General features: G+C 73.5%; 13 protein-coding genes. 7 read left to right on the top strand and 6 right to left on the bottom strand.

Annotated features, from left to right (window positions below; all coding sequences use genetic code 11):
- Positions 1 to 5 precede the first annotated feature (5 nt).
- Together IE311_RS03595 and IE311_RS03590 are read left to right on the top strand one after the other, a co-directional pair.
- The gene (locus IE311_RS03595; protein ID WP_189830045.1) at positions 6 to 953 is read left to right on the top strand and encodes a methionyl-tRNA formyltransferase; all 948 of its coding nucleotides are present in this window, start codon (positions 6 to 8) and stop codon (positions 951 to 953) included.
- A 145-nt stretch (positions 954 to 1098) separates the two neighbouring features.
- The gene (locus IE311_RS03590; RefSeq protein WP_189830044.1) at positions 1099 to 2193 is read left to right on the top strand and encodes a winged helix DNA-binding protein; all 1095 of its coding nucleotides are present in this window, start codon (positions 1099 to 1101) and stop codon (positions 2191 to 2193) included.
- Positions 2194 to 2261: 68 nt separating this feature from the next.
- Here the strand turns inward: IE311_RS03590 and IE311_RS03585 are convergent, their stop codons facing one another.
- From IE311_RS03585 to IE311_RS03565, 5 genes are all read right to left on the bottom strand, one after another.
- Entirely contained in the window at positions 2262 to 4130 is a 1869-nt protein-coding gene (locus IE311_RS03585) for an SIP domain-containing protein (RefSeq protein ID WP_189830043.1), read from the bottom strand.
- Between the two features lie 133 nt (positions 4131 to 4263).
- Positions 4264 to 5346: an ABC transporter substrate-binding protein gene (locus IE311_RS03580; RefSeq protein ID WP_229901693.1), complete on the bottom strand. Its 1083-nt coding sequence runs from the start codon at positions 5344 to 5346 to the stop codon at positions 4264 to 4266.
- 2 nt (positions 5347 to 5348) lie between these two features.
- Positions 5349 to 6152, bottom strand: coding sequence for an ABC transporter ATP-binding protein (locus tag IE311_RS03575; RefSeq protein ID WP_189830321.1), 804 nt, complete (start codon positions 6150 to 6152; stop codon positions 5349 to 5351).
- A 38-nt stretch (positions 6153 to 6190) separates the two neighbouring features.
- Positions 6191 to 7267 carry a FecCD family ABC transporter permease gene (locus IE311_RS03570; RefSeq protein ID WP_189830042.1) on the bottom strand — a complete coding sequence of 359 codons (1077 nt, stop codon included), beginning with the start codon at positions 7265 to 7267 and terminating at the stop codon, positions 6191 to 6193.
- Complete coding sequence (locus IE311_RS03565; RefSeq protein WP_189830041.1) at positions 7267 to 8313, bottom strand: FecCD family ABC transporter permease; 1047 nt, start codon at positions 8311 to 8313, stop codon at positions 7267 to 7269. The genes IE311_RS03570 and IE311_RS03565 overlap by 1 nt, the downstream gene beginning before the upstream one ends.
- Before the next feature lie 139 nt (positions 8314 to 8452).
- On the opposite strand from IE311_RS03565, the gene IE311_RS03560 reads away from it, so the two are divergent.
- Both IE311_RS03560 and IE311_RS03555 read left to right on the top strand, forming a co-directional pair.
- Positions 8453 to 9244, top strand: a complete 792-nt coding sequence (locus IE311_RS03560; protein ID WP_189830040.1) for a helix-turn-helix transcriptional regulator — start codon at positions 8453 to 8455, stop codon at positions 9242 to 9244.
- A gap of 200 nt (positions 9245 to 9444) precedes the next feature.
- Positions 9445 to 9654: an MbtH family protein gene (locus IE311_RS03555; RefSeq protein ID WP_189830039.1), complete on the top strand. Its 210-nt coding sequence runs from the start codon at positions 9445 to 9447 to the stop codon at positions 9652 to 9654.
- 110 nt (positions 9655 to 9764) lie between these two features.
- On the opposite strand, the gene IE311_RS03550 is transcribed toward IE311_RS03555, so the two are convergent.
- Entirely contained in the window at positions 9765 to 10268 is a 504-nt protein-coding gene (locus IE311_RS03550; protein ID WP_229901692.1) for a GNAT family N-acetyltransferase, read from the bottom strand.
- Positions 10269 to 10415: 147 nt separating this feature from the next.
- Here IE311_RS03550 and IE311_RS03545 point away from each other — a divergent pair, with 147 nt between their 5' ends.
- The 3 genes from IE311_RS03545 (at position 10416) to IE311_RS03535 (ending at position 26569) form a co-directional block, all read left to right on the top strand.
- Positions 10416 to 10685 carry a phosphopantetheine-binding protein gene (locus IE311_RS03545; protein ID WP_189830038.1) on the top strand — a complete coding sequence of 90 codons (270 nt, stop codon included), beginning with the start codon at positions 10416 to 10418 and terminating at the stop codon, positions 10683 to 10685.
- Positions 10672 to 12090: an enterobactin transporter EntS gene (gene entS, locus IE311_RS03540; RefSeq protein ID WP_189830037.1), complete on the top strand. Its 1419-nt coding sequence runs from the start codon at positions 10672 to 10674 to the stop codon at positions 12088 to 12090. The genes IE311_RS03545 and entS overlap by 14 nt, the downstream gene beginning before the upstream one ends.
- 169 nt (positions 12091 to 12259) lie before the next feature.
- Positions 12260 to 26569 (top strand): non-ribosomal peptide synthetase, encoded by a 14310-nt coding sequence (locus IE311_RS03535; protein WP_189830036.1) that lies wholly within the window; start codon positions 12260 to 12262, stop codon positions 26567 to 26569.

The raw sequence follows: 26569 nt of genomic DNA, 5'->3' as shown, positions 1-26569 counted from the left end.
ACCCGATGCGGGTCGTCATGTTCGGCTATCAGACCTGGGGCCATCGCACCCTCCAAGCGCTCCTGGACTCCGAACACGACGTCGTACTCGTCGTGACGCACCCCAAGAGCGAGCACGCCTACGAGAAGATCTGGAGCGACTCGGTCGCCGACCTGGCGGAGGAGCACGGCGTCCCCGTCGTCATCCGCAACAGGCCCGACGACGAGGAGCTGTTCGCGCGCCTCAAGGAGGCCGACCCGGACATCATCGTCGCCAACAACTGGCGTACGTGGATCCCGCCGCACATCTACAACCTGCCGCGCCACGGGACGCTGAACATCCATGACTCGCTGCTGCCCAAGTACGCCGGGTTCTCGCCCCTGATCTGGGCCCTCGTCAACGGCGAGTCCGAAGTCGGCGTCACCGCCCACATGATGGACGAGGTGCTCGACGCCGGCGACATCGTCCAGCAGCACGCCGTCCCCGTCGGCCCCACCGACACGACGACCGACCTCTTCCACAAGACGGTCGACCTCATCGCCCCGGTGACCATCGACGCCCTCGACCGGATCGCCTCCGGCACGGCCGAGTTCACCCGGCAGGACCGCTCCCGGGCCAGCTTCTTCCACAAGCGGGCCGAGGAGGACATCCGGATCGACTGGAACTGGCCCGCCGACGTCCTGGAGCGCCTGGTGCGCGCCCAGTCCGCGCCGTACCCGAGCGCCTTCACCTTCCACCGGGGCAAGCGACTCGAAGTCCTCTCCGCCGTGGTCTCCGAGGGCCGGTACGGCGGCACGCCCGGCCGGATCTTCTACCGCGAGGGCGAGGGCGTCGTCATCGTCGCCGGGGCCGACGCGCGCACCGGCCGCAACCACGGCCTGGCCATCACCCGGGTCCGTACGGAGGACGGCCGCGAGCTGCCCGCGACCGAGTACTTCACCTCCATGGGCGGCTACCTCACCGGCCGCCCCTGACGGGCCGGAGACAGCACACGTCGACCGGGGCCGCCGAACGCGCACGCGTGGCGGCCCCTCCGTGAGTGTTGGGTAGGTTAACCCAACCTAACTGCAGGGCAAGGCAGTTGATGCCACCGAGCCCAGGGGACAGCGAGGAACAGCGATGGAGCAACCGGTCGTCAACGGTGTCGCGCACGACCCGTCGGGCGCGACCTTCGCCATCGTCGGCATAGCGAACACGCCGACCGACTGGGCGAAGGTCTTCAGGTCCCTCGCGAACACGGACCTGACGTTCGACCCGGCCGTCGGCGCGGACCAGGCCGTGCTGCGCGCCGTCGCCGAGGCGACCGGCTCCACGGCGGCCCGCGAGGCGCCTCCCGCCCCCGTCACCGGCGCCCGCTCCATGAGCATGACGCCCCCCAGTGTGCTGAACCTCAACGCGTACCTCATGTACGCGCTCGGCAAGGTGGCCCGCCGGCGGCTCACGGACAAGCTGGAGGCCCGCGGGTTACGCCTCTGGCACCTGACCGTGATGACCCTGCTGGCCGACCTCGGCCCGCAGATGAAGACCGCTCTCGCGTCCCGGCTCGACATGAACGCGAGCGACCTGGTGAAGATCGTCAACGATCTCGCCCGCATCGGCCAGGTGGACTGCGTCCGCGACGCGACGGACCGCCGACGCGTCGTCGTCCGGCTCACCCCGGAAGGCAGGACGTACCTCGCCGACCTGAGCGCGGAGATCGCCTCGACGGACGACGAGATCCTGGCCCCGCTCGACGCCGGGGAGCGCGAGCAACTGGCCTCCCTGCTCCGCCGGGTGCACAGCCACCTCGAACCGGCACCGGCCGGCGTGGTGCACGAACGCCGTGGCGGCGGGACGCGGATCGCGCGCCCGGAGCCCGAACTCCCCGCCCAGGCTGACTCCTTCGAGGACGGCCGGGTCGACTGGACCCGCCCCGCCGAGGAGATCGCGCGGCTCGTCGCCGCCAGGCGACCGCGCCGCCCGCACGCCTACACCCACCACGAGGGGCGCAGGATCGAGATCCTCGCCGCCACGGTGACGAGGCGCCCCTACGCCGGCACTCCCGGCCTCGTGCTCCACTCCGAGGACGAGGGAGTCGTCATCGTCACCGGAGCCGACGCCCACACGGGCGGCAACCACGGACTCGTCCCCACCCTCGTCCGCACCGAGGAGGGCCGGGAGATCCCCGCGCGGGACCACTTCCGCGCCGCGGGTGTCCTCGTCGACCTGGACTGAGCACCATCCCGCCGAAGCGCCGGCTCCCGCACCCTGGTGGGTGCGGGCGTCGGCGCTTCGGCGGTGTGTCAGGCCTCGGAGGAACCCGGGCGGACGAGGACCCAGAGGCGATGGTCCCAGCCGATGTCCTTGCGGGACCTCACGGCCAGGCCCGCCCGCTCCGCGAGCGCGGACACCTCGTCGGCTCCCCGTACCCCCGAGCCGAAGGCGCACTTCAGGCGCAGGTGGTGCAGGACGGCGTCGACGTCGTCGGCGTCGGCCGCCGTGACCATCTCCACCAGGATCAGCGTGCCCCCCGGCGTCAGCGACTCCGCGGCCTCGGAGAGGACGTGGACGGCGTCCTCGTCGGCGAGCCATTCCAGTTGACGGGACATCAGCAGCGTGTCCGTACCGCCCGGAGCGGCCGCGGACCGGGCGACCAGCTCGACCCGCGGCAGGACATCGCTGTCGAGGATCCGGTCACGCAGCACACGCAGGGCCGACGGCATGGCCGCGATCCGGGCGCGCAGCGCGGGGAACTCCTTCACCAGCGCGTTGACGACGGTCGCCGAGCCGTGGCCGGTCGCGGTCAGCTCGGTGACGGCCGACCAGTCGTGGGCCCGGAGCACACCGGGGGCGATCCACCGGGCCTCCTCCTCGACGGCGGTGCGCGCGGTGGCGGCGAGCCTCGGCTCGTCCTCCATCGCGGCGGTCATGGTCCGGCCGGCGAGGGTGCGGTATCCCGCCTCGCCGGTGCGGACGGTGTGGAGCAGCCCCGAGAGCGAGGCGTCGAACGCCGCCTGGGCGCCCTCCAGGTGGTACTCGTCGGCGGAGTGGTCGTCCTCGACGAGCTCCTCGCTGATCGGGGTGAGACGGTAGCCGTCCTCCCCCGCCGCGAGCAGGTCGATCGAGACGAGGTAGTCGAGCAGCGCCTTGAGGGTGGGCGGGTGGGCCCGGGCCCGGCGGGCCAGCTCGCCCGCCTCGCGGACTCCGCCGTCGACGAGGTCGAACAGGCCGAGGGTGACGGCCGTCCGGATGGCGTAGCCGGGTGCGAGGTCCGTCAGCTCGTGCAGCCGCTCGTGCGCGTCGCCGTCCTCCTCTGCCTCGGCGGCCGTCGCGACGGTCCCGTCCGCCGGGGCGACCGGCGCCGGTTCCGTCCGGCGCCAGTATCCGGTGATGTGGGTCTGCTCACGGTGCACTTGACGCTCCGTCACGAGGTGTCGGCGGATGCCCTTGAGGGTGAGGGCCTCTCCCGCGACCCAGGCGAAGACGGTGCCCGGCAGCCACTCGGCGGTGCGGACCGCCTGTTCGAGGAGGTCCGTGGTGCCGGCCGGCGCGCCCTTGCGGGACAGCCAGACGATGTCGGCGTCCGCGCGGGTGGGCAGCTCCTGGCGGTGGCTGTCGTCCCCGATCTCGACGTAGACGCGGGCCCTGGTGCCCTCGGGCATCTCGGCCAGCCACCGGGCGATGGCGGGCAGGGCGGTCTCGTCGCCGACGACGAGGAGCCAGTCGGCGCCCTCGGGGTGGCTGTGCGACATCTTCGGTCCGGCGATCCACGCGCTGTCGCCCGGTTCGGCCCGCTCGGCCCAGGTGGAGGCGACACCGCCCTCGTGGCGGACGAAGTCGAAGTCGATCTCGCCGGCCTCGGTGTCGTGGCGGACCGGGGTGTAGTCCTTGGCGACGGGACGGCCGTCGGCGGGCCAGTCGAGGCTGCTGACGTTCTGGCCGGGGAGGACCAGCCGGCCGGTCTCGTCGGCGAAGAAGAACTTCACATGGTCGTCGAAGCCCTCCGTGCGCAGGGCGGGGAGTTCGAGTCCGTCCTTCTCGAAGGCGTCGAGCTGGGCTCCTCCGAGGGTGACGCGCCGCATCCCGGGGGTGAGGTTCACGGCGCGCAGGACGGTCAGTTCCCTCAGCACGATGGGGAAGGTGACGACCGAGCGGGGGCTGCGGGTGGGCATGGGGAGGGCTCCTTCTGGCACTGCGATGGTCCGGGAATCGCGGCCGGGCGGACCGGCGGCGTGGTGACGCCGTCCGGTCCGCCCGGCCCGCGCGGGTGGTGCGGGGCGATGTCGCTCCCTCGCGGAGCGGGGATCACTTGCCGGCGACGGCCTTGGCGAGGATGGGGGTCAGCTTCTCGACGATCCACGGGAAGCTGAGGGCGTCGGGGTAGGCGACGGCGGAGGAGAGGGTGTTCTCCGCCGGGATCACCGCGTAGTGCTCGCCCTTGACGACCGTGAGGGACCGGAAGAGCTTGTTGCTCTCCAGCTCGGAGGCGCTGAGCAGTCCGTTGTCGCCGAAGGGGTACGTCATCAGCAGGACGTCGGCCTCCAGCTCGTCGAGGTTCTCCAGGCTGACGGAGTTCTTGTCCGCGTTGTAGCTCGTGGCCTTGGCGGTCTTCCTCAGGCCGAGCTGCTCGAAGACCCCCGGGTCCTGGTCGGCGTAGGACATGAAGGTGAGCTGCTCGGGGTGGACGACCGCGTAGGTGTACGTCTTGCCCTTGAACTCGGGGTGCGCGGTGGCCGCGTCGGCGATGGCCTTGTCGTTCGCGGCGATCACCTTGTCGGCCTCCGCCGTCATGCCCAGCGCCTTGGCGGCGTTCTTCAGCCGCTCCTGCCAGGTCAGGGTGTCGGCGTGCTTCTTGTCGGTGTACGTGACGACCGGGGCGATGGGCGTGAGCTTGGCGTAGTCCGTGTCCATGGACCAGGTGTTCATGCCGAGGATGATGTCGGGGGCCTCGGCCGCGATGGCCTCGAAGTCGGTGCCGTCGGTGTCGTCGTAGGTCTTGAGCTTGCCGGCGCCGAGCTTGGTGAGGGCGCGCTGCTTGTACTCCGGGATCGGGCCGCCGTCCTCGGCGTCCGGGGTGATGACGGGGACGAGGCCGAGCGCGAGCGCGATGGAGGTGTCGCCGTCGGAGACGGTGGCCACCTTGAGCGGCTTCTTCTCCACCTCGGTCCTGCCCCACGCGTTGGTGAGCGTGACCGGGAAGGCGGCGGCGGGCGCGGCGCCGCCGGCCGGCTTCTCGGCGGCGGGCGCGGCGCCGCCGGCCGGCTTCTCGGCGCCGGCCTTGTCGTCCTTGGCGGCGCCGCAGCCGACGAGCAGGGTGGCGGCCGCGGCGGTGGCGATCAGGGTGCGGACGGCGGAGCGTCGTGCGGCGGGTCTTGCGAGGCGGTTCATGGTCAGTTCTCCTGCGAGTGGTGACGGCGGCCGAGGGGGAAGATCTGCGGCCTGCCCGTGAGGGGGTGGGGGACGACGACGCACCGGAGGCCGAAGACCTCGGCCACGGTCGCTTCGTCGAGCACCTCTTCGGGTGTGCCCTGCCGGACGACCGCTCCGTCGCGCAGGGCGACGATGGTCGAGGCGTACAGGGCAGCCTGGTTGAGGTCGTGGGAGACGAGCACGATGGTCTTGCCCGTCTGTTCGTTGAGTTCCGCGAGAAGGTCCATCACCTCGATCTGGTGCGCGACGTCCAGATAGGTGGTGGGCTCGTCGAGCAGCAGGGTCGGGGTGTCCTGGGCGAGGGCCAGGGCGATCCAGACCCGCTGCCGCTGTCCGCCGGAGAGCTGGTCGACGGGGCGGTCGACGAGTTCGGCGGTGCCGGTGGCCCGAAGGGCCTCGGCGATGACCGTGTCGTCGTGGGCGTCGCGGCGGCGGCCGAACTGCCGGTGCGGGTGGCGTCCGCGCCAGACCAGGTCGCCGACGGTGATGCTCTCCGGGGCGATCGGGGACTGCGGCAGTACGCCGAGCCGACGGGCCACCTCGCGGGTGGGCAGACGGTGGATGTCGGCGCCTTCGAGGAGGACCGACCCGGCGGCGAGGGGCAGCAGCCGCGCCATCGACTTGAGGAGGGTGGACTTGCCGCAGGCGTTCGGTCCGACGAGCGCGGTGATGCGGCCGGCCTCGATCCGTACGGAGAGGTTCTCGATGACGGGGGTGGCGCTGTATCCGGCGCTGATGCCACGGGCTTCGATCTGATGGGTCACGAGCTCCAGGCCCGGGGTCGGGGGTGTCACGGTGGGTGTCACGAGGCTCCCTGCCTGCGTCGAAGGATCAGCCAGACGAAGTAGGGGGCGCCGAGCAGCGCGGTCAGGACCCCGGTGGGCACCGGACTGATCACGGGTGCGTGCTGCGCGAGGACGTCGGCGCCGATGACGATGACGGCGCCGACGGCCGGGGCGACGGCGGTCGAGCGGTCGATGCCCACGAGCCGTACGGCGATGGGTCCGCCGATGAGGGAGACGAAGCCGATGGGTCCGACGACGCTGGTGGCGAGGGCCGCGGCGGCGGCACCGAGCAGCAGGACGCCGACACGGACCGATGTCACCCGGGTCCCGAGTCCGGCGGCGAATCCGTCGCCGAGGGCGAGGGTGCCGAGGGACCGGCCGACGAGGAGGGCGGCGATCAGGCAGACGCCGAGGCCGAGTGCGAGGGTGATGACCCCGTCCCAGTCGGCCGCGTTGGTGCTGCCGACGGTCCAGCGCATGGCGATGGCGATGCTCTGCTGGTCCGCCACGGTGAACAGGTAGTTGGTGTACGCGGTGCAGACGGCGCTCAGGCCGATGCCCACCAGGACCAGCCGGTACGTGTCGACCCCGTTCCGCCAACTGAGCAGTTGGACGGCGGCGACCAGGACGAACGAGCCGATGACCGCGGCGACCGGTACGCCGAGGGTGAAGGCCGCGGGCGCGTAGAGCAGCGCCGTCGCGGCGCCCGCTCCGGCGCCCGCCGAGATCCCCACGATGTCGGGGGTGGCGAGCGGGTTGCGGATGAGCCGCTGGTAGAGCGAGCCCGCCAGGCCGAAGAGGGCCCCGGCGAGGAGCGCGGCCAGCGCCCTCGGCATCCGCAACTGGAAGATCATGTAGTCGGCGAGACCGGTGCGCAGGCCGAACACGGCGGGAAGGACGTCGGCGGGGTCGACCCGTCCGATGCCGCCGAGGAGAACGGAGGCGGCCGTGAGCCCGAGCAGGGCGACGGCGAGCACGCAGGCGACCACGGTGGTGCGGCGGTTGCGGGCGCGGCGGCCGGCGCGCAGGTCCGCGACGACGGCGGGCGTGGCCGGTGTGTCCGGCCGCGTGGGCCGGGTGTCGATCGCGGTCATCACATCTTCACCAGGTCGCGGCGGCGGGCCAGCCAGACGAAGAAGGGGGTGCCGACGACGGCGGTCATGAGTCCCACCTGGATCTCCCCGTGGTCGAGGATCAGCCGCCCGGCGGTGTCGGAGGCCGTGAGCAGGACGGCGCCGACGGCCATGGAGATCGGCAGGGACCAGCGGTGGTCCGGCCCGGTCAGGAGCCGTGCGCAGTGGGCGGCGACCAGTCCGACGAAGGCGACCGGGCCGACGGCGGCGGTGGCCGCGGCGCAGAGCAGGACGGCGACGCCGGCGCTCGCCAGGCGGGCCCGCTCGACCCGTACGCCGAGGGCGCGGGCGGTGTCGTCTCCGAGGCCGAGGATGTTGAGCGTGCGGCCGAGCGGCAGCGCGAGCAGCAGCCCGCAGATCACGAAGGGCATGATCTCGCCCATGATCTCCGCGCGGCCGGTGAGCTGGCCGACCGACCAGAAGCGCAGGTGGGCGTAGACCTCCTTGTCGCGGACGACGAGGAGGGTGATGAGGGAGGACATCACGGCGGCGAGGGCGACGCCGGCGAGCACGAGTCCGACGGAGGAGCTGCCGGCGTCGGTGCGGGTACCGATGAGATAGACGAGGGCCGCGGCGAGGGCGGATCCCACGAGGGCGAGCCAGAAGTAGCCCCGTACGCCGGTGACTCCGAGGAACATGATGCCGAACACGACGCACATGGCGGCCCCTTGTTCGACTCCGAGGATGCCGGGATCGGCGAGCGGGTTGGCGGTGAGCGCCTGCATGATGAGTCCCGAGGCGCCCAGCGCCGCGCCGACGGCGATGCCGAGCAGGGTCCGGGGGATGCGTTCGGTCCACAGGACGTGCGAGTTGTACGCCTCTCCTCCCGGGTGGAGCAGGATGCGGACGACTTCCAGGGGGGAGATGTCCCGGGCGCCGAGCGCGATTCCGGCGATCAGGGTCGCGGCCAGTGCGGCGGTGGCGAGCACCGCGACGGTCGTGCCGCGTGAGAGCCGGGTCCGTACCGGTGGCAGCGGGGCTCTCACCGGTGGGGACGTTTCTGTCATGGGTTGTTCCTGTTCCTCACGGGTCGTGCGGTCAGTTAGGTTACCCTTACCTAACCTTCGGCGATCCAACCCGGAGGTCGACCGATCACACCGAGGGACCAGGACGTCGACCCGGTCCCCATGTCCCAGGGGGTGGGCCATGGCCCAGGGCAGTACGCGAGAGAAGACCGGGCGAACCCGCGCGTCGGCCGGCACGACGGCGGACGAGGACTTCATCACGGCGGGGGGACATCCCACCCACGTCCACGACTTCCACCAGCTGCTCTACGCGCCACTGGGACGGATCTCCGTCTCCACGCCGGGGAGCGACCACGAACTCTCCCCGTCCACGGCACTCTGGATCCCGGCGGGCACGCCGCACAGCGCGCGCTTCCACCCCGACTCCCTGGTGCTGGCCGAACCGTTCGACGCCGATGTCCACGAACTCCCTTACGCGGAGCCCACGGTGGTCCGGGTGGACGAGTCGCGGCGGAGGCTTCTGCTGGCCCGGACGCGCGACGCGGGGGCCGGGGCCGACGACGCGTCCACCTTCGCGGCCCTGACCGGGATCCCGTCCGCGGCACTGCCGCTGCCGCGCCCGACGAGCGCCACCGCCGCGACCGTGGCCGGGGCGCTGCTGCGCAGCCCGGAGGACCAACGGACAGCGACGGAATGGGCGGAGAGCCTCTACACCAGCTCGACCAGCCTGCGCCGCGCCTTCCGCAACGAGACGGGGCTCGCCTTCTCGGAGTGGCGCACCCGGGTCCGCCTGAACCGTTCGCTGGATCTGCTGGACCGGGGGCACCAGGTCGGCACCGCCGCCGCCCGGGTGGGTTTCGTCAGCACCAACGGCTACATCATGGCCTTCCGGCGGCACTTCGGCTGCACGCCCGGTGCATGGATCAAGGGCCGTCCGGGGCAGGGCAACCCGCGCCCGAACCAGTCCTCCTGACCGTATGTCAGGGAGTGCGGCGCCCCCGCGGCTCGCCCCGGGGGCGCTCTTGACAGTCGCTCACCCCTCAAGGATCTTAGGCTAGCCTTACCTAATCAACGAGGTGCCCGGGCTCCCGAGCCACCGACCCGCGAGTCGGCGGATCCCCTCGGAGCGCCTTCTCCGCACCGCACGCACAGCCCCCCGCAAGGAGAGCCAGCATGACCGCGACCAACCCCTTCGAGGACGACGACGCCCGCTACCTCGTGCTCGTCAACGCCGAGAACCAGCACTCGCTCTGGCCCGCGTTCGCCGAGGTCCCGAGCGGCTGGACCGTCGTGCACGGCGAGGACTCCCGGGAGGGCTGTGCACAGTACGTCGAGACCCACTGGACCGACATGCGCCCCGCGAGCCTCGCGGCCCGCGCATAGCGGTCCCACCGCACCCCCGCCGCCACTCCCCCGGCACCACCGGCATCGCCGACACCCCGGGGGACCACTCGGGGCCGGGGCGGACCGCGTCCGCCCCGGCCCTCACACGCTCACCTCAGGGCGCGCACCAGAACCCGGGAGCCCCGCGCCGGATCCAGCGAGGCGCGCCACTCCACGGGCGCCGCCGACTCGTCGGCCGCCGTGAACCCGTGACGCAGGAAGAGCAGTCCACTGCCGGCGGTCGCCGTGAACACCTGTGACGCACCCTGGGCCGCGGCCTCGGCGAGAGCGGCCCGCAGCAGTGCGGAACCGATACCGCGCCCCTGATTGCCCGGCGCCACACAGAAGTTGTAGAGCACGGCGGCCATCCCGCCGCACGCGTCCCGCCGACGACTCAGCGCCACACATCCCGCCAGTTCCCCGCGGGCGGTCTCGGCAAGCACGAAGTCCCCCGCGTCACGCGCGTACTGGGCGGCGGAGCGCTCGCGCAGGGCTCCCTCACGCGCGAAGGGGCCGGACAACCGGTGCACGGCATCGGCATCGGCCGTGCCGGCGGGGCGGAGCACCGCGACGGGCTCCCGGCGGAGGCCCGGGCGGGGCATGGCTGTGGTCAACGACTTCTCGCTCTCGGGGATTTGGGGGGGCGGCGGGCCACCTGGGGGGTCACGCCGACCGGCTTGACTCCACCACACCATAGAGAGTTAGGTAAGCCTTACCTAACTGGAACTACTTCGCATGTCGTACGGGAAGAGGACACGACGATGGCCGACACGACCGGACAGCAGGCGTTCACACGCGAACGGCTCACCCAGGACGTCGCCGACGTGCTCTACGTCGAGGCCGAGGAGATCGCGCCGGCGGAGAGCCTGCTCGACCAGGGACTGGACTCGATCCGCCTCATGACCCTGGTCGAGGCCTGGCGCGGGGAGGGCGTGGAGATCGGCTTCGTCGACCTCGCGGAACGCCCCACCCTCGACGAGTGGGCCGAGCTCCTCTGCTCGCCGCGGGGAGCGAACCGTGCGCGCGGCTGACCTCCTCATCGACATCGGCCCGCTGCGGACCAGCCGGGACTTCCGGGCGATCTTCATCGCCCGGGTGGTCTCGCTGTTCGGCCTCGGCATGGCCACCGTCGCCCTCTCGGCCCAGGTCTACGGACTGACCCGGTCCACCTTCGGCGTCGCCGTCTCCAGCATGATCATGAGTGTCACGGTCCTCGCCGGTTCCCTGTGGGGCGGCTGGATGGCCGACCGGACCGACCGCCGGACGCTGATCCTCTGGGCCCGCGCCTCCGCCGCCCTCGCCTTCGCGGGTCTCGCCGTCAACGCCTTCCTGCCCGAACCGCACCTGTGGGCGATCTACCTCTGCGTCGCCTGGGACGGACTGGCCACCGGAGTGAGCGTCACCGCGCTCATGGCGGTCGCGCCGACCCTGGTCCGTCCGGACCAACTGCCCGCCGCCGGCGCACTGATCTCCCTCACCGGCGAGATCGGCTCCGTCACCGCCCCCTTCATCGGCGGCATCCTGCTCGCCCTGTCCGGCCCCGGACCGGTCTTCGCCTTCACCGCGGTCACCACCGGAATCACCACCCTGCTGCTGCTCCGGCTCAGGCCGCTGCCGCCCTTCCGGGACGACGACGAGGACGAGACCGACGGCACCGAGGACTCCGGATCGCCGCTGGCCGCCTTCCGGTTCGCCGTGCGCAACCGCGTCGTCGGCGGCCTGGTGGCCCTCGGCGGTGTGACCGCGCTGTTCAACCTGCCGGTCGTACTCTTCCCCGAACTGGTCTACACCCGACTCGGCGGCGGCGAGGTCATGCTGGGCCTGCTCTACACCGCTCCGGCCGTGGGTGCGATCGCCGTCTCCGCGACGAGCGGCTGGATCACCCGCGCGGCCCGTCCCGGACGGCTGCTCCTGGGCGCCGCGTTCACGGGCGGTCTGGCCACCGTCGGATTCGGCCTGAGCGGCGATGTCACCGTCGCCTTCGTCATGCTCGCCGTGGGCGGCGCGGCCGGCGCGGTGTACGAGATCCTCGAGTACGCCCTCGTCCAGCACAACACGCCGGACCGGCTGAGGGGCCGGATCGTCAGCGTCATCACCGCCCAGGGCACCACGGGCGACGTCGTCGGCGATGTCGAAGTGGCCCTGGTCGCGCGGTGGTTCAGCCCTGCGGGGGCGGCGCTGGTGAACGGTGCCGTGTGCGCCGTCGCCGCCGTGGTGGTGGCGCTGGCGGTCCCCGGACTGCGCAAGGCCACCCTCCCCCGCGAGGATCCCGACAACGCGTCGGCATCCACCGGCGACCCCGACGGCTCGGCGCCGTCCGGGCGGGATCCCGACGACTCGCCTCCCTCCGCCGGGAGTTCCGACGGCTCGGCGCCGCCCACCGGGGAGAGCGCCGCCGCGCTCCCCGCCGGTGACGTCCGGTCGGCCACCGGCTGACCCGGCCGGGGAATCGCTCCACCGGACGCGCCCTCCCCGGGCCGGTGCCTCCCCGGCCCCGCTCCCCGCCCCGCCCCACCTGCATTCCTTCCTCATTCCTTCCTCTCCTCGCCTTTCCTTCCCGCGGCGGACACCCCGTCCGCCGCGGGTGACCCCTGGAGCAAGATCCATGACCGAGCGTGCTTTGCGGCGTCTCCCCCTCACCGGGGCCCAGACCGGTGTCTGGTACGGCCAGCGCCTCGCCCCCGACTCCCCGGTCTACAACGTCGGCCAGTACGTCGAGATCGACGGCGCCCTCGACGCGGACCTCTTCGAGGCGGCCGTGCGCCGCGTCGTCGACGAGTGCGAGGCCCTCACCGTCCGATTCGAGGAGGACGAGACGGGCGTCCCCTGCCAGGTCCTGGCCGACGAGCCCTTCCGCGGGCCGGTCCTCGACGTGGTGGACCACCGTGCGGAGCCCGACCCGAAGGCCGCCGCGCTCGCCCGGATGCGCGCCGACATGGGGAGGCCCGCCGACCCGGCCGAGGCTCCGCTCTTCGCGTTCGCCCTGCACACGGTGACCCCCGGCCGCACGCTCTGGTACCAGCGCGTCCACCACATCGCGCTCGACGCCTACGGCTTCTCGCTGGTCTCCCGCCGTACCGCCGAGGTCTACTCCTCGCTCGTCCGCGGCGAGGAACCCGGCCCGAGCCCGTTCGGACCGCTGGCCGCCGTACTCGACGAGGAGAGCGCCTACCGCGACGGCGAGCGGTACGCCGAGGACCGCGCGCACTGGCTGGGCCGGCTGGCGGGCCGTACCGAGCACGAGCCGCTCTCCGGCGCCTCGTTCCCCCCGGCGCCCGGCTTCCTGCGTGCCGGGGCCGTCCTCGGACCCGACACCACCGCCGGGGTGCTCGCCCTCGCCCGGGCGGCGCGCGGCACCTGGGCCGATGTGGTGACGGCCGCGTTCGCCGCCTTCCTGCACCGCTCGACCGGGCAGCGCGACGTGCTCCTGTCGCTGCCCGCGATGGCCCGGCTGGGCTCCGCCTCGCTGTCGGTCCCGGCGATGGTGGTCAACGTACTGCCGCTGCGGGTCCCCGTACGGCCCGGGCAGACGCCGGCCGAGCTGGTCGCCGAGGTCGCGGACGGTGTCCGTGAGCTGCGCCGCCACCAGCGCTACCGCGCCGAGGACATCCGCCGCGACCTCGGTCTCGTCGGCCGCGACCGGGGCCCGCTCGGCCCGATGGTCAACGTGAAGGCCTTCGACAACGCCCTGGACTTCGGCGGCGCACCGGGCACCGTGCACAACATCGCCGCCGGACCGGTGGACGACCTCACCCTCGCCGTCCACCACGACGCGGCCGAGGGCCGGATCCGCCTCGAGCTCGACGCCAATCCGCTGGCCTACGACGCCGCGCGGCTCGCGGCTCGCACCTCGGAGTTCGCCCGCTTCCTCACCGCGGTCGCGGCCGCCGGTCCCGGTGTGCCCGTCGGCCGCCCCGATCTGGTGGACGCGGAGCAGCTCCGCGCGCTGGCCGGGGCGGCCTCCGCGACGGACCACGCCGTCGAACCCGGCACCGTCGTGGACGCGTTCGCCGCACGGGCGCTCGCCCACCCCGACGAGACCGCCCTGATCGCGGGCCGGGACGAGCTCACGTACGCGGAGCTGGACGCCCGGGCGACCACGCTGGCCCGGCTGCTCGCCGCCCGGGGGGTCGGCCCGGAGACCTTCGTCGGCCTCGCCCTGCCGCGGGGCACCGACCTGGTGGTCGCCCTCCTCGCCGTGCTCAAGGCAGGCGGCGCCTATCTGCCGCTCGACCTGGACTACCCCGCCGACCGGCTGGAGTTCATGGTCCGCGACGCCCGCCCGGTGTGCGTGCTCACCAGCCTGGCGGGGGCACCGGACGCGCCGGACGTGCGCGGCACGGAGACCGTCGTGCTCGACGCGCCCGACACGCTGGCCGCGCTGGCGGACCTCGGTGCCACCCCGCCCGGTCCCGACGACGCGCTTCCCACCCCGTCCGGCGCCCACCCGGCGTACGTCATCCACACATCGGGCTCCACCGGCCGCCCCAAGGGTGTGGTCGTGCCGCACTCCGCGCTCGCCAACTTCCTTCGGATGCAGGCCCACGAGCTGGCCATGGTCCCCGGCGACCGGCTGGTCGCCGTCACCACGGTCTCCTTCGACATCGCCGCGCTCGAACTCCACGTACCGCTCGTCAGCGGTGCGACGGTGGTCCTCGCCGACCGTGACACCGTCCGCGACCCGGCGGCGCTCGCCGCGCTGGTCGACGCCCACGCGCCGACGGTCGTGCAGGCCACCCCCTCGCTGTGGCACGCCCTCCTGGAAGACGGGCGGCCGGCCTGCCTCGGCACCACGAAGGTCCTCGTCGGCGGCGAGGCGCTGCCCGCCGCGCTGGCCGAACGGCTGGCACGTACGGCCGCCTCGGTCACCAATGTGTACGGGCCGACCGAGGTCACCGTGTGGGCGACCTCCGCCGCCCTGTCCCCGGACCACACCGGCACCCCGGACATCGGCCTGCCCTTCTGGAACACCCGCGCCCATGTCCTCGACGGCGCCCTGCGCCCCGCCCCGGACGGTCGCCCCGGCGAGCTGTACCTCGCGGGCGCCCAGCTCGCCCGCGGCTATCTGGGCCGCTTCGCCCTGACCGCCGAACGCTTCGTCGCCGACCCGTACGGCCCGCCCGGCAGCCGGATGTACCGCACGGGCGACCTGGTCCGTCGCCGCCCCGACGGCCGGCTCGACTTCCTCGGCCGCGCCGACGACCAGGTCAAGGTCCGCGGCTTCCGCATCGAACTCGGCGAGATCGAGAGCGTTCTGACGAACCGTCCGGAGGTGGGTCGCGCGGTCGTCGTGGTCCGCGAGGACGTCCCCGGCTCGCAGCTCCTGGTCGGTTACGTGACCGCCGCCGACGCCGGCACCCCGGACCCCGACGCCCTGCGGCGGGCCACCGCCGAGCGGCTGCCCGGATACATGGTGCCGTCCGCCGTGGTGGTCCTGGACGCCTTCCCGCTCACCGCCAACGGCAAGGTCGACCGCCGGGCGCTGCCCGCGCCCGACCTGACCGGGCTCACCACGGCCGCCGGCCGGGCCCCGCGCGACGCCCGCGAGGAGATCCTCACCGGTGTCTTCGCCGACGTCCTGGACCTGGCCTCGGTCGGCCCCGACGACGACTTCTTCGACCTCGGCGGCCACTCCCTGCTCGCCGCCCGGGTGGCCGCCCGGGTCCGCGGCGCCCTGGGCACCGAGTGCGGAGTCAGGGACGTCTTCGAGGCACGCACCCCGGCGACGCTGGCCGACCGGCTCGGCACGCGCTCGGAGACCGCGAACCGGCCCGCGCTCACCGCCGGCGTCCGGCCCGAGGTGCTGCCGCTCTCCCACGCGCAGCGGCGGCTCTGGTTCCTGCACCAGTTGGAGGGGCCGAGCACCACGTACAACATCCCGTTCGTGGCACGCTTCGACGAGGCCCTCGACACGGACGCGCTCGACGCGGCGCTCGGGGACGTCGTGGCCCGCCACGAAGCCCTGCGCACGGTCTTCGCCGACCGTGCCGGCGAGCCGTACCAGCGGGTGCTGGCACCGGAGGACGCCGGTGTGCGTCTGCGGGTGGAGGAGGCCGGCCGGGAGCGGTTCGACACGGTCGTGGCGAACGCCCTCGGGCACCTCTTCGACCTCTCGGCCGAGGCGCCGGTGCGGGTGACGGTGGTACGCGACACCGAGGGCGGCACCGACGCCCTGGTCGTCGTACTGCACCACATCGCGAGCGACGAGTGGTCGATGGGCCCGTTCCTGAAGGGGCTGGAGCAGGCGTACGCCGCGCGCCGCGAAGGCCGCGCGCCCGACTTCGCCCGACCGGAGGCCCGACTGCCCGTCCAGTACGCCGACTTCGCGCTCTGGCAGCGGGACCTCCTCGGCGATCCGGCGGACCCCGCGTCCCTGACGGCCCGCCAGTCCGCCTACTGGCGGGCGGCGCTGGACGGACTCCCCGCCGAGCAGACCCTGCCCACCGACCGGCCCCGGCCGGCGGTGGCGAGCAACGCCGGCGGCATGGTCCACCGCGAGGTGCCGGCCGCGCTCGCCTCCCACCTGCGGGGGCTCGCCCGCGAGACCGGAAGCAGCGTCTTCATGGTCGTCCACGCGGCCGTCGCGGCCCTGCTGCACCGGCTGGGCCCGGGCGACGACATCCCGCTCGGCAGCCCCGTCGCAGGGCGCTCCGACCCGGCGCTCGACGACCTCGTCGGCTTCTTCGTCAACACGGTGGTCCTGCGCGCCGACCTCTCCGGCGACCCGTCGTTCACGACGCTCCTGGAGCGGGTGCGCACCGGGGACCTGGCCGCGCTCGACCACGCCGACCTGCCCTTCGACACGGTCGTGGAGACGGTCGACCCGGTCCGCTCCCTCACCCGGCACCCGCTCTTCCAGACCATGGTGTCGCACAGCACCGTCACCCAGGACGTGCGCGCCCTGTTCGGCCTCGACGCGCGCGTGGACCGGGTCGACCCGGGCGTCACCAAGTTCGACCTCGACATCACCTTCTCGGACACCGCGCACGGCGAGTCCCTCGACCTGGAGGTGTTCTACTCCGCCGCCCTGTTCGACCGGGACTCGGCCGACGTCCTCGCCGTACGGCTGCTCCGTCTCCTGGAGCAGGCCGTGGCCGACCCGGACGCGCCCGTCTCCTCGTACGAGCTGCGCTCCGACTCCGAGCGGGCGCTCCTGGAGAGCTGGAACGACACCTCCGTCCCCCACCCCGGCGACACGGTGGTCGAGGTCCTCGCCCGGCAGATCGCGCGTACCCCCGAAGAGACGGCCCTGGTCTGCGGCGACGAGCGGCTGACCTTCGCGGAGCTCGGCGACCGGGTGTCCCGGCTGGCGCTGCTCCTCGCCGAGGAGGGCGTGGGGCCCGACTCCGTCGTGGCGCTCGCCGTGCCCCGGTCGGCCGACTCGGCGGTGGCCGCCCTCGCCGTGCTGAAGGCCGGCGGCGCCTACCTTCCGCTCGACCTCGACCACCCCGCCGACCGTCTGGAGTTCATGCTGCGGGACGCGGGAGCCGTCTGCGCCGTCACCACGGCCGCCGTCGACGCGACCGTTCCGCGCCCCGCCGGGGTGGCCGGGCTGGTCCTGGACGACCCGGCGGTCCGGGCCCGGCTCGCCGCCGTCTCGGGTCCGGTGCCGAGCGCCCCGCGCCCCGCCGACCTGGCGTACGTCATCTACACGTCGGGCTCCACCGGCCGCCCCAAGGGTGTCGGGCTGCACCACGCCGGGCTCGCCAACCTGTACCGGGACCACGAGCGGGAGCTGTACCGCCCGGTGGCCGAGCGCCTCGGCCGGCGGGTCCGCGCCGTGCACACCGCGTCGTTCTCCTTCGACTCCTCCTGGGAACAGCTGCTGTGGCTGATCGCGGGGCACGAGCTGCACGTCCTCGACGAGTACGGGCGCCGTGACGCCGAGGCGGTGGTCGCCCATGTGCGCGAGCGGCGGATCGACGCCCTCGACGTCACCCCGTCGTACGGCCGGCAGCTGCTGGACGCCGGTCTCCTCACGGGCGCCTGGCGGCCCGGGCTCTTCCTCCTCGGCGGCGAGGCGGTGCCGCCCGCCCTGTGGACGGAGCTCCGGGACGTCCCCGGGGTGGAGACCGTCAACTACTACGGGCCGACCGAGTTCACGGTGGACGCGCTGATCGCCCGCGTCACGCAGAGCGCCTCACCCGTGGTCGGACGCCCCCTGGACAACACCCGGGCCCATGTCCTGGACTCCCGGCTGCGCCCCGTCCCGCCCGGTGTGCCGGGCGAGCTGTACCTCGCGGGCGTCCAGAACGCGCGCGGCTACCTGGGACGGGCCGCCCTCACGGCGGAGCGATTCGTCGCCGACCCCTACGGTCCGTCGGGCAGCCGCATGTACCGCACCGGCGACCTGGCCAGGCACCGCCCCGACGGACTGATCGAGTTCCTCGGCCGCGTCGACGACCAGGTGAAGATCCGCGGCTTCCGCATCGAGCTGGGCGAGGTCGAGGCGGCCCTCACGGCGCACCCGGGCGTGGCCTCGGCCGCCGCCCTCGTCCGCGAGGACACCCCCGGCGTGCCCCGACTGGTGGCGTACGTGACCGGCGGTGCGGACCCGGCGGCGGTGCGCCGCGCCCTCGCCGGGGAACTGCCGGAGTACCTGGTGCCGTCGGCGGTCGTCGCCCTCGACGTCCTGCCGGTGAACGTCAACGGCAAGCTGGACCGGACGGCCCTTCCCGCCCCCGCCCCCACGACGGCCGGTTCGTCCCGGGCCCCGCGCGGTGCGGCGGAGGAGCGCCTCGCGGCCGTCTACGCCGAGGTCCTCGGTCTCGCCTCCGTCGGCGCCGACGAGGACTTCTTCGCGCTCGGCGGGCACTCGCTCCTCGCGACCCGGGTCGTGGCCCGGGTCCGCGCGGCCGGTACGGCGTGCACCGTACGGGATGTGTTCGAGGCGCGTACGGTGGCGGAGCTCGCGACCCGGCTGGCGGAACGCGCGGCGCACAGCCGCCCGGTCCTGGCCCGGTCCACCGAACGCCCGGAGCCGCTCCCGCTGTCCTCCGCCCAGCGGCGGCTGTGGTTCCTGCACCGTGTGGAGGGGCCCAGCGCCACCTACAACATCCCGCTCGCCCTGCGGCTGCGGGGCACGGTGGACGCGCCCGCGCTGCGCGCGGCGCTCGGCGACGTGGTGGGCCGGCACGAGGTGCTGCGCACCCTGTTCACGGAGGTCGACGGGGAGCCGCACCTGCGGATCCTCCCGGCCGACGGTACCGAGGTGCCGTTCGCGGTCCGGCGCTCGCCGGCCGCCGACCTGCCGGACCTCGTGGAGGCTGCGGCGGCCGAGGTGTTCGACCTGACGGCCGAACTCCCGCTGCGCGCGATCCTCTTCGGCGTCGCCGCCGACAGTCTCTCCGACGGCAGCACCTCCGAGGACGAGCACGTGCTGCTGGTGCTGCTGCACCACATCGCGACCGACGAGTGGTCCACCGGCCCGTTCCTCGCCGACCTGGACACGGCCTACAGCGCGCGCGCCGCCGGCCACGCCCCGGAATTCTCCCCGCTGCCCGTGCAGTACACCGACTACGCCCTCTGGCAGCACGAACTCCTCGGCAACACCGGGGCCCCCGACTCCCTCGCCGCGCGCCAGGCCGCCTACTGGCAGGAAGCCCTCGCCGGACTTCCGGAAGAACTCGCCCTCCCCACCGACCGACCGCGTCCCGCCACACCCTCGTTCCGGGGCGACACGGTCACGGCGGAACTGCCCCCCGAGCTGGTGACGGCCCTCGACCGGCTCGTCGCGGAGTCCGGCGCGACGATGTTCATGGTGGTCCACGCCGCCGTCGCGGTCCTGCTGCACCGGCTCGGCGCGGGTGACGACATTCCCGTCGGCACGCCGGTCGCGGGCCGGGGCGACAGCGCCCTGGACGACCTCGTCGGCTTCTTCGTCAACACGGCCGTCCTGCGCACCGACCTCGGCGGCGGTCCCACCTTCGAGGAGCTGCTCCGCAGGGTGCGTTCCACCGACCTCGCCGCGCTCGACCACGCGGACCTGCCCTTCGAGGCCGTCGTGGAGACGGTCAATCCCGCCCGCTCCCTCTCCCGTCACCCCCTCTTCCAGACGATGGTGGCGTACGAGGGCGGCGGCCCGGACATCTCCCGCCTCCTCGGGACGGACACCGAGGCGTACGAAATACGGGGCGGGGCGGCCAAGTTCGACCTGGAGATCCTCTTCCGGCGCTCCGACCGGGCGGGCGTTCCCGGCATGACGTGCGGTCTGCGCTACGCCACGGACCTGTTCGAGCGGTCGGGTGCCGAGCGGCTGACGGAGCGTCTCATCAGGCTGCTCCGAGGGCTGGTGGCCGCACCGGACGCTCCGGTGGCCTCGATCGAGCTGATGGACGAGGCCGAGCGCCGGCGGGTGGTGCACGACTGGAACGACACCGCTCGTGTCCTGGACGGGCCGGCGAACCTCGCCGATCTGGTCGCCGCCGGAGCCGCCCGGGCGGACGGCCCCGCCCTCGTCTTCGAGAGCCAGGAATTGTCCCGTAGCGACTTCGACGCACGGGTCAACCGGCTCGCCCGGCTCCTCGTCCGCCGGGGTGTCGGACCGGAGTCCGTCGTGGGCGTGGCCCTGCCCCGCTCCTTCGACCTCCTCGTCGCGATCCACGCCGTCGTCCGCGCCGGCGGCGCCTACCTCCCGCTCGACCTCACCCTCCCCGCCGACCGCCTCACCCACATGACGGACACCGCCACGCCGGTGTGCGTCCTGACCGACCTCGGAGGGCTCGGAGGACTGCCCGTGGCGTGCGAGGCCGAGCCGGTCGTCCTCGACGCGCCCGAGGTCCGGGTGGAGCTGGAGGAGCTGTCGGATGCCGAGGTGACGGACGGGGAGCGGCTGGCGCCGCTGCTGCCCGACCACCCGGCGTACGTCATCTTCACCTCCGGCTCCACCGGACGGCCGAAGGGCGTCATGGTCGAGCACCGGGCCATCGTCAACCGCCTGGAATGGATGCAGCACGCGTACGGGCTCACCGGGTCCGACCGGGTCCTCCAGAAGACCCCCACCAGCTTCGACGTTTCCGTCTGGGAGCTCTTCTGGCCCCTCGCCCAGGGAATCCCGCTGGTCGTCGCACGACCGGAGGGCCACAAGGACCCCGAGTACCTCGCCGAGCTGATCCGCACCCAGCGGGTCACGGTGCTCCACTTCGTCCCGTCGATGCTCCAGGCCTTCCTGGACAGCGTCGACACGGAGTCCTGCCCGAGCCTGCGGGTCGTGGTGTGCAGCGGCGAGGCGCTGCCCGGCGATCTCGTCACCCGCTTCCACAGCTCCTCCGGCAGCCTCACGATCGCCCTGGAGAACCTGTACGGCCCCACCGAGGCCGCCGTCGACGTCACCGCCGCCTCCTGCCGTCCGGAGGGCTTCACCGGCGTCTCGGCCTCGATCGGCTCCCCGGTCTGGAACACCCGCGTCCACGTCCTCGACCAAGACCTCCGCCCCGTCCCCGTCGGCGTCCCCGGAGAGCTCTACCTCGCCGGCATCCAGCTCGCCCGCGGCTACCTCTCCCGACCCGACCTCACCGCCGAACGCTTCGTCGCCGACCCCCACGGACCCGCCGGCACACGCATGTACCGCACCGGCGACCTCGTCACCCGACGCCACGACGGCGCACTCGACTACCTCGGACGCACCGACGACCAGGTCAAACTCCGCGGCCTCCGCATCGAACTCGGCGATATCGACACCGTCCTCACCGCCGCTCCGGGCGTCACCCGCGCCGTCACCGTCATCCGCGAGGACCGGCCCGGGGTGCAGCGGCTCGTGACGTACGTCGTCGCCGACGCTCCGGCATCGGCGGAGGCGCTGCACGCCCACGCCGCCGCACGACTGCCCGAGTACATGGTGCCGAGCGTCTTCATCGACATCCCGGCCGTCCCCCTCTCCCCCAACGGCAAGCTCGACCGCCGCGCCCTCCCCGCCCCGCCGGACGCCGTGACCGGGCCCTCCCGGGCCCCGAGGGACGCACGCGAGGAGATCCTCTCGGGCGTCTTCGCAGCCGTGCTCGGGCTCGACACCGCCGGCGTCGAGGACGACTTCTTCGCCCTCGGCGGGCACTCCCTGCTCGCCGCCCGCGCGGCGGCCCGGGTCCGGGCCGCGCTCGGCGTGGAGTGCTCCGTACGGGACGTGTTCGAGGCGCGTACGGTCGAGGCGCTGGCCGCCCGGCTCGCCGCGCGGAGCGCGTCCGGCCGCCCCGCCCTCGCCAGGGCCGAGGCGCGTCCGGAGCCGACTCCCCTCTCGTACGCCCAGCGACGCCTGTGGCTGATCGACAACGTGCGGGGCCCGGGGACGGCGTACAACGTGCCGTTCGCCGTCCGGCTCGACGGCCCGGTGGACCCGACGGCCGTCCGTGCCGCGGTCCAGGACGTGGTGGCGCGGCACGAGGTGCTGCGGACCGTGTTCACGGAGATCGACGGGGAGCCGTACCAGCGCGTCCTGGCGCCCGGCGCGGCCGAGGTGGCGTTCGCGGTCCGGCGGGTCACCGCCGGGGCGCTCGGCGCGGAGGCGGAGGCCGCGTGCGGCCACGTCTTCGACCTGGAGCGGGAGATCCCGCTGCGGGTGACGCTGCTGAGCGCCTCGGACGAGGAGCACGTCCTGGTCGTGCTGCTGCACCACATCGCGACGGACGAGTGGTCCACGGGCCCGCTCCTCGCGGACCTGGACACCGCCTACGCGGCTCGCGCCGCCGGCCACGCGCCGGAGTTCACGGCTCTGCCCGTGCAGTACGCCGACTATGCCCTCTGGCAGCGCGAACTGCTCGGCGACACCGACGACCAGGACTCCCTGGCCGCACGCCAGGCCGCCTACTGGCGCGAGACCCTCGCCGGACTTCCCGAGGAACTGACCCTCCCCACCGACCGGCCGCGCCCCGCCACGCCCTCGTACCGGGGCGACGTGGTGCCGTTCGAGGTGGACGCGGCGACGGGCTCGGGGCTGGCGCGGATCGCCCGGTCCTCCGGCGCGACGATGTTCATGGTGGTCCACGCGGCCGTCACCGCCCTGCTGCACCGGCTCGGCGCCGGCGACGACATCGCGATCGGCACTCCGGCCTCCGGCCGGGGCGACGAGCAGCTGGACCCGATGGTCGGATTCTTCCTCAACACCCTCGTCCTGCGCGCCGACCTCACGGGCGAGCCGACCTTCACCGAGCTGGTCGGCCGGGTCCGGGACACCGGGCTCGCGGCCTTCTCGCACGCCGATCTGCCGCTGGAGGCGGTGGCGGTGGCGGAGGCGGTCGGCCGGACGCGGTCGCAGGCGCGCAATCCGCTCTTCCGGACGATGGTGACGTACCACTCGGTCGAGACCGGGGTGGCCGAACTGTTCGGGGTCCGGGCGAGCGAGCTTCCCGTGGAGATCGGCGGGTCGAAGTTCGACCTGGAGTTCGCCTTCGGCGGCTCGGAGGCCGACGGCGGGATCAGCGGCGGTCTGCGGTACGCGACGGATCTCTTCGAGCGGTCCGGTGCCGAGCGGCTGACGGAGCGCCTGCTCCGGCTGCTCGCGGCCGTGGTGGCGGCGCCGGACGCTCCCGTGGCCTCGATCGAGCTCATGGACGCGGCCGAGCTGCGTCGGCTGGATCGGTGGAACGACACCGCGCGCGTCCTGGACGGGCCGGCGAACCTCGCCGACCTCGTCGCCGCCGGAGCCGTGGATCCGAAGGGACCCGCCCTCGTCTTCGAGGGCGAGGACCTCTCCCGTACCGAGTTCGACGCACGCGTCAACCGCCTCGCCCGGCTCTTGATCGGGCGCGGTGTCGGACCGGAGTCCGTCGTGGGCGTGGCTCTCCCCCGCTCCTTCGACCTCCTCGTCGCGATCCACGCCGTCGTCCGCGCGGGCGGCGCCTACCTCCCCCTCGACCTCACCCTCCCCACCGACCGCCTCACCCACATGGCGGAGACGGCCCAGCCGGTCGCGATCCTCACGGATCGGGACTCGGAGAGTGCCCTTCCGGAGGGTGTCCGGGCGCCTCGGATCGTGCTCGACTCCCCCGCCGTGTCGGGTGAGTCGGCGGGGCTCGCCCCCGGCGCCGTCACGGACGCGGAGCGGATCGCGCCGCTGCTGCCACACCACCCGGCGTACGTCATCTTCACCTCCGGCTCCACCGGACGGCCGAAGGGCGTCATGGTCGAGCACCGGGCGATCGTCAACCGCCTGGAGTGGATGCAGCACGCCTATCGCCTGGACGCCACCGACCGGGTCCTGCAGAAGACGCCGACCAGTTTCGACGTCTCCGTCTGGGAACTCTTCTGGCCCCTCGCCCAGGGCGTGCCCCTGGTCGTCGCCCGCCCCGAGGGCCACAAGGACCCCGAATACCTCGCCGAGCTGATCCGCGCGCAGCGGGTCACGGTGCTCCACTTCGTCCCGTCCATGCTCGCGGCCTTCGTTTCCGAGGTGGAGGTCTCCTCCTGCCCGAGCCTGCGGGTCGTGGTGTGCAGCGGCGAGGCGCTGCCCGGCGATCTCGTGGCCCGTTTCCACGAGTCGGCCGGTGACCGGTCCGTCGCCCTGGAGAACCTGTACGGGCCGACCGAAGCGGCTGTGGACGTCACCGCGGCCTCCTGCCGTCCGGAGGGCTCCACCGGCGTCTCCGCCTCCATCGGCTCCCCGATCTGGAACACCCGCGTCCACGTCCTGGACGAACGCCTCCGGCCCGTCCCCGTCGGCGTCCCCGGAGAGCTCTACCTCGCCGGCGTCCAGCTCGCCCGCGGCTACCTCACCCGCCCCGACCTCACCGCCGAACGCTTCGTCGCCGACCCCTACGGGTCCCCCGGCACCCGCATGTACCGCACCGGCGACCTCGTCACCCGACGCCACGACGGCGCACTCGACTACCTCGGACGCACCGACGACCAGGTCAAACTCCGCGGCCTCCGCATCGAACTCGGCGATATCGACACCGTCCTCACCGCCCACCCGGACGTCGTCCGCGCCGTCACTGTCATCCGGGAGGACCGGCCGGGCAGCCGCAGGCTCGTGGCGTACGCCGTTCCCGCGGCGGGCGCGTCGTTCGACGCGGAGGCGCTGCGGGTGCACGCGGCCGCGCAGCTGCCCGAGTACATGGTGCCGAGCGTCTTCCTGGACATCGCGGCGATCCCCCTCTCGCCCAACGGCAAGCTCGACCGGCGGGCGCTGCCGGCGCCGCCGGAGCCACGGGTCTCCGCGCCGGCCCCCGTCTCGGGTCCCTTGCCCGACGAAGGCCCCGCCGAGCTGCTCGCGCGGCTCATGGCCGAGGTCCTGGGGCTGCCCGCAGTGGGCCCAGGGGACAACTTCTTCGAGCTGGGCGGCGACAGCATCGTCTCCATCCGGTTCGTGAGCCGGGCCCGCAAGGCGGGTCTCAAGGTGACGGCCCGCCAGGTGTTCCAGCACCCGACGCCCGCGGGGCTCGCCGCCGTCGCCGCGCCCACGGCGGACGCCACGGTCGCCGTGCGCCCCGCCGAGCAGGGAGTGGGGCCGCTCGTCCTGCCTCCGGTGGCACGGTGGTTCGCCGAGCGCGGCGGCCCGTTCCGCCGGTTCTGCCAGGCGCGTCTGATCCTGGTGCCCGCCGGTGTCCGGCACGCCGATCTCGTGACCGCTCTCCAGGCGGTGCTCGACCTCCACGACGGACTCCGGCAGGTGCTGACAGTGACGCGGCCCGGTGTGTGGAGCGCCGAGGTGGCCCCGGCCGGTGCGCTGTCGGCCGCGTCGGTGCTGCGTACCGTCGACGCGACCGGGATCACCAGCGAGGCGCTGAAGGAGCTGGTCTCCCTCGAATCGGACCGTGCCGCCGACGCGTTGGACCCGGAGTCCGGGGCGACCGTACGGGCCGTGCACCTGGACGCCGGTCCCGGTGAGCCCGGCAGGCTGCTGCTCGTCGCCCACCATCTGGTGGTGGACGAGGTGTCCTGGCAGATCCTTCTGCCCGACCTGCGGGCCGCCTGGGAGGCGGCGGCGGCCGGGAAGGCGCCCGCGCTCGAACCCGTACCGACGGCGCTGCGGACCTGGACGGCGGGGCTGCTCGCCGAGGCGCACAGCCCGCGCCGGGCTGCCGAGCTGGACCGGTGGCTGGAGGCTGCGGCGCCCGGCGCCCGGCTGCTGACCGAGCGTCCGCTCGACCCGGCGCGGGACACGGTGGCGACGGCCCGGCGGCTGACCGTACGGCTGTCGGCCGAGCGCACCGAGCCGCTCCTGTCGGCGGTGCCGCAAGCCTTCCACGGCACCGTCAACGACACGCTGCTCACCGCGCTCGCGATCGCCGTGGGCGACTGGGCGGCGCGGGCGGGACGTGCGACGGCCGGCCTCACCGTGGAGCTGGAGGGGCACGGCCGGGAGCAGGACCTGGTGCCGGGCGCCGACCTCACCCGTACGGTCGGCTGGCTGACCGGCGTCTATCCGCTGCGGCTCACCGCCGACGGCTACGACCCGGCCGCCGTGGCCGCCGGGACCCAGGACGCGGGGACCGCGCTGAAGGAGATCAAGGAGCGGGTCCGGGGAGTTCCGGACGGGGGCATCGGCGCGGGGCTGCTGCGGTACGCGAACGCGGCCACGGCGGGGTTCTTCGCGCCGGGCACCGGCCCGGAGATCCTGTGGAACTACCTCGGCCGGCAGACCGCGCGCACGCAGTCCGTGTGGGGTCCTGCGGCGGAGGCCGACGCGCTCGCCGTACGGCCCGATCCGGACCTGCCGCTCTCCCACCCCCTCGCGGTCGACGCGGAGATCGAGAACGGGCCGGACGGTCCCGAACTCGCCGCCACCTTCGTCTGGGCGGGCGAAGCCCTTTCCCGGAACACGGTGGGCGAGCTGACGGACGGCTGGCTCGCCGCCCTCGACCTGCTCGCCGCCTGGGCGGTCGGCGGCTCGTCCGCCGGTCGCACGCCGTCCGACCTCGACCTGCTCGACCTCGACCAGAACCAGATCACCATGCTCGAAGAAATGTGGAGGGCCCAGCAGTGA

It is taken from the genome of Streptomyces zaomyceticus (assembly GCF_014656215.1).
Taxonomy (GTDB): domain Bacteria; phylum Actinomycetota; class Actinomycetes; order Streptomycetales; family Streptomycetaceae; genus Streptomyces; species Streptomyces zaomyceticus.
This window is presented reverse-complemented; position numbering and strand designations above follow the sequence as displayed.

What these genes read in the sequence shown, in the direction of transcription:
- IE311_RS03595 (WP_189830045.1), top strand. Translation starts at nt 6, where the DNA reads ATGCGGGTCGTCATGTTCGGCTATCAGACCTGGGGCCATCGCACCCTC.
- IE311_RS03590 (WP_189830044.1), top strand. Translation starts at nt 1,099, where the DNA reads ATGGAGCAACCGGTCGTCAACGGTGTCGCGCACGACCCGTCGGGCGCG.
- IE311_RS03585 (WP_189830043.1), bottom strand. Translation starts at nt 4,130, where the DNA reads ATGCCCACCCGCAGCCCCCGCTCGGTCGTCACCTTCCCCATCGTGCTG.
- IE311_RS03580 (WP_229901693.1), bottom strand. Translation starts at nt 5,346, where the DNA reads ATGAACCGCCTCGCAAGACCCGCCGCACGACGCTCCGCCGTCCGCACC.
- IE311_RS03570 (WP_189830042.1), bottom strand. Translation starts at nt 7,267, where the DNA reads ATGACCGCGATCGACACCCGGCCCACGCGGCCGGACACACCGGCCACG.
- IE311_RS03565 (WP_189830041.1), bottom strand. Translation starts at nt 8,313, where the DNA reads ATGACAGAAACGTCCCCACCGGTGAGAGCCCCGCTGCCACCGGTACGG.
- IE311_RS03560 (WP_189830040.1), top strand. Translation starts at nt 8,453, where the DNA reads ATGGCCCAGGGCAGTACGCGAGAGAAGACCGGGCGAACCCGCGCGTCG.
- IE311_RS03555 (WP_189830039.1), top strand. Translation starts at nt 9,445, where the DNA reads ATGACCGCGACCAACCCCTTCGAGGACGACGACGCCCGCTACCTCGTG.
- IE311_RS03545 (WP_189830038.1), top strand. Translation starts at nt 10,416, where the DNA reads ATGGCCGACACGACCGGACAGCAGGCGTTCACACGCGAACGGCTCACC.
- IE311_RS03535 (WP_189830036.1), top strand. Translation starts at nt 12,260, where the DNA reads ATGACCGAGCGTGCTTTGCGGCGTCTCCCCCTCACCGGGGCCCAGACC.